Source organism: Candidatus Poribacteria bacterium, from assembly GCA_016866785.1.
In the GTDB taxonomy this organism is placed as follows: domain Bacteria; phylum Poribacteria; class WGA-4E.
Map to the genome: position 1 here is coordinate 1 of VGLH01000184.1, position 5,837 is coordinate 5,837.

Below are 5,837 nucleotides of genomic sequence, written 5' to 3' on the forward strand. Positions count from 1 at the left end.
ACCCGTGCCCCAGGCGAGTTGTTTGACGGGCAGGTAATCGAGCCCGACGACATCCACGACGATCCGATCCGCCTTGAGCTCGGCGATGACCTCGTCCAGCGTGTAGCGGCTCTGACCGTCATGGTCGCGGTCGTGGAAGGGCCCATCGCTGAGGAGGATGAGGTAGGGCTGAGCCTTCCTGCGGAACTTCAGGCGGCGTGCTCCCTCCATGACAGCATCCAACGCGCTTTCTGCGAGGTCACCCCCGCCCTCGAACTCCGCCTTGCCCAGCCATGTGCGGAACTCGCTCGATTTCTCGGTGAAACCACGAGTCTTCGGCTTCTCGACGGCGGCATCGGCGAACGTCACCAGCCCGAAGCGCACGTTCCGCCGATCCGCGATCAACAGGTTCACGAACTCGTCCGCGTACGCCTGAACGCCGCGCACGTTGTCGACCATGCTCGCCGTCGTATCGACGACGAAGACGATGTCGAGTTCTCTCGTTTCCGTGTTCGCAACGATCCCGCGCGCGATTCCCTGCATCAGGTTCCGATAGACACCGTTCGACACGCCTTCGATCGGCGAGGCATTCGATCCGTAGGAACCGGCACCGGCGTTCTCGAAGCCGATCCCGCGCCGAGCAGCCGTCACGCCCGGTTCACGACTCACCTCCGGGGACTGCCCGGAGAGGCTGCCCTCCGGCAGAGACACGGGCACGACTTCGCCCGTGGCGCGCGCCGAGCCGTCGAGCAGCGCCGAAAACGCCGGCAGCGATGACGGACGATTGCCCACGACGGAGCCGATCCGGTCGTTCCGCTCAATGAAGGGAGCATCATCTCGCGCGGCGAGCTCGATCCGTCGGGCTGTCAGCGTTGCCGGGTCTCTGACGCCGCGAACTGCCATCGGGCCCGCGACGCCAGCGAACGACGACATCGACGCCGACGGCTTCTCTGGTTCGGGCGCATCGGCAGGCTCCGGGGCAGGGCTTGCCGGCGGCGCAGCCTTACGCACCGTCGGCGCCAGGTTCGGCGGCGTCCACGCGACCACGGCGACGGTGAACTCCCGCGCGGCGCGCTCGACTGCCGGAGCCAGGAACCTCACGCTCAGGACGGCTGCCACGATCAGGTGCACCGCGACAGAGATCGCCAGTCCGCCGACGTACCGACGGGCCCGATTGGCATTGCTGCGCCTCTGCAGGGAAACCCACATCGTACCATCCCATCTCGCGGCAGGAGCGCCCCGGCATGGTACTGTCAAGAACGTCCGTCAGGCTCCGTTCGCCGACCATGTCCGGAGCAGGTTCGCGGGAATCTCGGAAAGGAAGCGCGACGGCTCGCGGTCGCGTCCGTCCCGGTTCCTCGCCGATACCAGATAGAGCCGTTCCTTGGCGCGTGTCATACCGACGTAGAACAGGCGTCGCTCCTCTGCCATCAGCTCCGGGTCCTTCGGAGCTCGGAACCCCGGCAGAATACCCTCTTCGAGCGTCGTGACGATGACCGCTCGGTACTCGGTTCCCTTTGCCGAATGGAGCGTCATCAGCGTCACGGCATCCTTCGACGAGTCCAGCTCGTCGGTCGGCTGCGCCAGCGCGCGGGCGTTCAGGAAATCCCGTAGCGAGTGCGATTCGCTCGTCTCCTCGAACTGCGTCACCCGTCGCAGGAGCCGTTCGCGCAGAGCATGCCATCGGCTGTCCGCCGCCGTCTCCGACGCCCGGGAGCGCATCACCGTGTCGAGCATCCGCCGCGCTTCGCCGCGGAGCTCCTTTGGAAGCCGCGCGGCGACTTCGCGACGCATGTCGTGAGTTGTCAGCCATCGCACCGCCGCCTGCCGCCATCGCGAAAGCGCCTCGGACTCCCATGCGCCACGCGCCAGCATTCCGACCGCGACGAATGGCAGGTACTCGGGCAGGCTCGTGCGCGCCCGCCGGTCGAGCTCCTCGGTTCTCAGGGCGCGGAAGAGCGCCTTCGTCACCTCGGCGTCCTGGAGCGCACGGTGGAGCGTCCCGTGTTCCAGACCGAACTTCCTCGCTAGCGACTCGAGCTTGTGGTTCTCGTGCGGATAGAGCCGCTTGGCGACCGTGTACGTGTCGTAGGTCGCATTGTGCAGCGGAACCTTCAGGTGTTTGTCGAACTCGCGAGCCAGCAGGCGGTTGTCGAACGATTCGACGTTGTGACCCACGAGGATCGCGTCGCCGAGGAAGTCCCGGATCGGACCGACCTGCTCCTCGATCGAAGGCTCGTTCTCGACATCGGAATCGCCGATCCCATGGATCTGAGTCAGGAACCGGGGGATGGATCGACGGGGCTTGATGTAACGATGGTCGGTCGTTTCCGGCTTGCCCAGACGCGTCGCGGCGAACTCGATGATCTCCGACGCGGTCAGGCTGTTCCCGGTCGTTTCGAGATCGTAGACGACAACACCCTCCTCCGGGGTCTTCTCCGCAGCGGCGAGCAGTCGTTGACAGAGGCGCAGGGCGACCCATGCGGCGACATGGGGCCCGCCATCGACGCGTCGGGGACACAGGTGAAGCGCCCACGCGGTCTCCGGGGCCCCGATCCAGATGACGCGTCGGTTCGGCGCGGAGGGAACATCGATGGGCCCCACGACCAGCGTCACGCCCTCAGCGAGAGCGACAGTCTCGCCGATGTCGAGACTCGCGGTGCAACCGAAGTAGTCTTTGAGCACGCTCTGGAGAACGAGCCCGGCGCACACTTCGTCCAGCGACCCGGCGACGTGGATATGGATCGGCTCCTCACGTGCGACGGCTGCATGGAGGACGTCCGCAGCGTCATCCAGCGCGATCAGGTCCCCTCCCACTTCGGGCTCCTCGCTGGCGAGATCGAAGGGGCTGCGATGCAGATCGAGCTCTTCGAGAAGCGCGCGCACCGCGTCCGCCGCCGAGCTGCCGTCGATCTGTGTGCCCAGACCGTCGAGTCGCCGAAGCGCCCGGATTAGCGAGACGCGAGTGAGCGGGGGTATGTCTCCGTTCTCACGCTCGATGGACTCGGCGAGCCGCAGGCTCATTCGGTTCGCCCGCGCTTGGAGCCACACGCGCGACCACTCGTCCAACACGTCCGTCGGGAACCGGAGCGCATCCAGCAGATTCGCGTCCAGACCGAACGTGAGGTATCGGAGCCATGACACCACTCCTGCCTCCTCGCCGTCGAAGACATGGGAAGCGGGCAGGATCCTCTGATGCGGGATGCCTTCCTTCGTCAGCCGATCTGACAACAGATCGGCGTTCGAATGACGCCTGTAGAACACGGCGATGTCGCGGTACGCGACGTGGGCTTCACGGTGAAGCCTGCGGACCAGCTTCGCCACGCCAGACGCTGCAGCCTCCTCGTCGGCGAAACGGTACGCGTAGGGTAGGTCGCCCACATCGCTGTCGGTGACCAACTGGCTGACTCCGCCTCGACGGTTGTTGGCGATCACCTTGCCCGCGACGTCCAAGATCATCTTGGTCGAGCGATAGTTTTGCTCGAGCTCGACGACTTTGGGCTGGAAATCCTCACGGAACCGCCGGAGCCACTCCGGGCTCGACCCACGCCACCGATAGATGCTCTGATCTTCGTCGCCGACTGCCGTGATGCGGTGCGGCGGACCCACGAGCGCTCGCAGGAACTCGTACTGGGCGCAGTTGATATCCTGATACTCGTCCACGAGCACGTATCGGAACCGGTCGCGGTAGCGGTCACGGATCGACTCGTGCATCCGCAGACCTTCGGTCGTGACGGCGAGCAGGTCGTCGAAGTCGAACGCACTGTGGCTGCGAAGCCGCTCAACATACGCGGCGACGGCGATTCGGAGCTGTTCCCGCGTGTGGGGGCTCTCGATGGGCGTGCCTTCGTCGTCCCAAACCTCGAAGACCGCCTGTGCCGGGTCGCGCAACGCTGTCTTCTCAAGGCTGATCAGGTCGCGAACCCGTGCCACGGTCCACGGACTGCTGTCGACGCCAACCTGCCGCAGAACTTCCGCGAGGATGGCGTCCTGGCTCTCCTGGTCGAAGATCGCGAAGTCCGTTCGGAGACCGAGCGTCGGTGCGCACTCTCGCAACAGGCGCGAGCAGATGGTGTGGAACGTCCCGACGCACACCTCCCCGGCGATGCTGCTGCCAAGGAGCGAGTGAACGCGGTCGGAAAGCTCCTGCGCCGCCTTGTTCGTGAAGGTGAGCGTGAGAACATGATCCGGACGAGCTCGGTCCACCTGAACCAGGTGCGCAACGCGGTAGGTGATCACGCGCGTCTTACCGGTGCCAGGACCGGCGAGAACCAGCAGCGGCGAATCGCCGAACGTGACCGCTTGGCGCTGTCGAGGGTTAAGGTCGCGTTCCAGGTTCATGGGTTCACTCGGACGATGGCGAGCTGGATCGCGGCGGTCTCCATCGCCTAGAGGCGCGCGTCTTATCTGCCTGCACGCGCTCCCGAAGCGCCCGTATGACGACCCCTGGGACGAGGCCTTCGAGGTCGCCGCCCATCTCGGCGACCTGCTTGACGAGCGTGGAGCTGAGGAACGCGTATTGCGGATCGGCGATCAGAAAGACGATCTCGATCTCCGGCGCGAGATGGCGGTTCAGGAACGCCATCTGAGCTTCGTACTCGAAGTCGAGCGGAGAGCGGATGCCTCGGACGATGGCACTCGCGCCGATCTGGCGAGCGTGTTCCACCATGAGCCCGTCGAGCGTCTCGGCTCGAACGCGCTCGCCGTAGGGCAGGTCCTGCATCACGAGTCGCAGCAGGTCGAACCGCTCGGCTACGGTGAACAGCGCCGGCTTCGCCGGATTGACCCCGACGGCGAGCACGAGCGCGTCGAACACATCCATCGCCAGCGCGCGCGTGATGATATCCACGTGTCCGTTGGTGATCGGATCGAAGCTCGCGGGGAACAACGCGATTCGTCCGGGCATGGTAGCTCCCATCGGTCACGAGCGACGGCGCTCCATTCTAGCACGACGGGCGGCACGCCGGAAGCCGCCGCCTTGCGGCTCGCTCCGCGAACGCTTATCGTGCCTCGGACGTCGGGGATTCCGTGGACCGAAGGAGAGACCATGGCACGCGAACTCAGAGCCGCCATCGTCGGTTGCGGACGCATGGGAGGCTTCATCGACGATGAGCTGACGAACCATCCGGGGTTCGTACCGCCCTACTGCCACGCTGGAGCCTACGTCGCCGCCCGGCAGACCGCCCTCATCGCCGCCGCCGATGTGGTCCGAACCAAGGTGGACGCTCTGGGCGACCGTTGGCACGTGGCGGCGCGATACACCGACTATCGAGAGATGATCGCGCGGGAGAAACCCGACATCGTCAGCATCACGACGCGACCCGATTCGCATGCCGACATCGCGGTCTTCGCTGCCGAGAACGGCGTCAAGGGCATCTACGTCGAGAAGCCGCTGTGCTGCTCGATGGATGAAGCGGATGCCATCCGCGCCGCGTGCGCGACGCACGGGGTTCACCTGAACCTCGGCGTGAACCGGCGCTACCAGGACTCGTTCTGGCAGATCCGCAAGCTGATCGAGGCTGGCGTCGTCGGAGACGTGCAGTCCATCTGCGCCTATTCGTCCGGGAGCGCGCTCTGGACGCACACGCACACGACCGACATGCTCCTCTTCTTGGCGGGCGACCCGGAGGTGCGCTTCGCGCAAGGGCACGCCGCCGTCGAACCCGCCGACTTCGGCGACAACCGCACGGACTCCGATCCCTCCATCCTGAACGGCTACTTTCGATTCGCCAACGGCGTGAACGGAACGATGAACCCCGCCAGCGGCTATGAGTTCGAGGTCCACGGGTCGAAGGGCAAGATACGCTCGCGGGGCAACGGCAACGCCATCGAGGTGCATACGTTCGACACCCACGGCA

Annotated in this window: 4 protein-coding genes; 1 reads left to right on the forward strand and 3 read right to left on the reverse strand. The window is 65.6% G+C overall.

Features of this window, described 5'->3' with window-relative positions; genetic code table 11:
* The 3 genes from FJZ36_17690 to coaD form a co-directional block, all read right to left on the reverse strand.
* On the reverse strand, positions 1-1,188 hold a 1,188-nt coding region (locus FJZ36_17690; protein ID MBM3216731.1), incomplete at its 3' end, for a VWA domain-containing protein.
* A gap of 57 nt (positions 1,189-1,245) precedes the next feature.
* Positions 1,246-4,320: a hypothetical protein gene (locus tag FJZ36_17695; protein ID MBM3216732.1), complete on the reverse strand. Its 3,075-nt coding sequence runs from the start codon at positions 4,318-4,320 to the stop codon at positions 1,246-1,248.
* Between the two features lie 4 nt (positions 4,321-4,324).
* Positions 4,325-4,885, reverse strand: coding sequence for a pantetheine-phosphate adenylyltransferase (gene coaD, locus FJZ36_17700; GenBank protein ID MBM3216733.1), 561 nt, complete (start codon positions 4,883-4,885; stop codon positions 4,325-4,327).
* Between the two features lie 141 nt (positions 4,886-5,026).
* Between coaD and FJZ36_17705 the strand changes: the two genes are divergently transcribed.
* On the forward strand, positions 5,027-5,837 hold an 811-nt coding region (locus FJZ36_17705), incomplete at its 3' end, for a Gfo/Idh/MocA family oxidoreductase (protein MBM3216734.1).